Annotated in this window: 1 protein-coding gene and 1 pseudogene; both read left to right on the top strand. The window is 50.6% G+C overall.

Annotated features, from left to right (window positions below):
• The first annotated feature begins 271 nt into the window (after positions 1–271).
• A complete protein-coding gene (locus QZ506_RS08965) occupies positions 272–721 on the top strand; it encodes a hypothetical protein (protein ID WP_291970498.1) in 450 nt (149 codons plus the stop codon).
• 349 nt (positions 722–1,070) lie between these two features.
• Positions 1,071–1,238, top strand: a pseudogene (locus QZ506_RS08960) (transposase); the annotation flags it as partial.
• Positions 1,239–1,409 lie beyond the last annotated feature (171 nt).

Genomic DNA, 1,409 nt, shown 5'->3' with positions numbered 1-1,409 from the left:
TAGAAACTGCGAATGGAGAGGAGGTTAAAAGAGTTAAGTCCCGGAGTGATCGATACGACGCGAATCAGTGATCGACCTTTCATGCGAAATCGTGATCGATTGTCATGCGAATCACTGATCGATCACGATGCGAATATGCACGCTGCAAATACGTCAGGAACATTCAGAAATGACGCAACAACTACGGCAACCAGCCGCTTTGGTTCTGGCTGGTTCTCTAAGGTTTCAGGCACATATTCAGTTTTTACAGTAGGGCAATCACCCGCAACAAGTGTCGTCAGGCTTCAGGCGGGGGGACGCGCAGGGGTATGTAAATCATATTTTTTGGACGGATAAAAACCTTACAAATCCGGCAACGCTTGATACCCCGCAAACCGTCACAGCGATAAAAACGCACGCCGCAGCCGTGGTAACAACAAATGCAGTTGCATTCCGTGGAACGTTGACAAATGGCCAAGTACGCAACTTAGCGCATATTAACTCGGAAAATATCGTACACCTTGGGGATGCAGCAGCGCCTACCACTATACACGGCAACGCAACACCCCTAATCCAAGTTGGTAGCGGTGCCAGCTATCCGATATTAGCAAGCGGACTTAACGCCGTTGCCGATTTCAACGGCTTCTGGAAAACAGCCTCCCCTGTCGTGAAGCTGTTTGCAGACGGCACCAGCGAACTCACCAGCGAAGCGGAAGGCATCACCACCGAACGCCTGAGCTAAGGGGTATACCGCATTTCCGCTTGTCTGGGCCTGAACGCCGATCGCGCCTGGAGCGGTGATGAGGGCGGTATCGATGTGCCGTAACAGGCTGCCTCGCCTGTGGGTGGACTATGGCGGCGATGAGGGTAGTTCGCAGATAAACTCGGATGGCTCGATCGTCATCCGAACCTACCACCGGCCACACCCGGACGCGCCCGCTTTCGCGCGTAACGAGATCGAGGGCTACGCGAACGGCGACCCGATAGATATCCTGCGTGACACCTTCATATCGGTGCGCGTACAAATGCTAGACTGTGTCCCTTAATTTCCTGAGTTATAGTAACCGTATGTTTACACAGTATATTGAACTATGGCTCGCTACGACCTTCCCGATGAAGCATGGATGATCATCCAGTCTTTACTGCCTGCTGAACCAGCAATACCACGTGCCGGACGTCCATGGGCAGAACATCGTAAAATCATCAACGGTATGTTCTGGATTCTGTGCTCAGGTGCTCCATGGCGTGATTTACCTGAGTGATATGGTCCGTGGAAAACCGTATATAACCGCTTTAATCGGTGTTCAAAATCGGGGCTTTGTTGAATAAATAGAACTTTTGGGTAATCATCGGAGCAGATCACCACAGTTGTTTCAAAATCAGGTCTCCATGGCAAAACAAAATTTTAAAATCACCAACTGGCCCTCTTA

Source organism: Candidatus Symbiopectobacterium sp. (assembly GCF_020054415.1).
GTDB lineage: Bacteria > Pseudomonadota > Gammaproteobacteria > Enterobacterales > Enterobacteriaceae > Symbiopectobacterium.
Note: the sequence above shows the minus strand (reverse complement) of the source record. Positions and strands in the feature narration are given on the sequence as shown.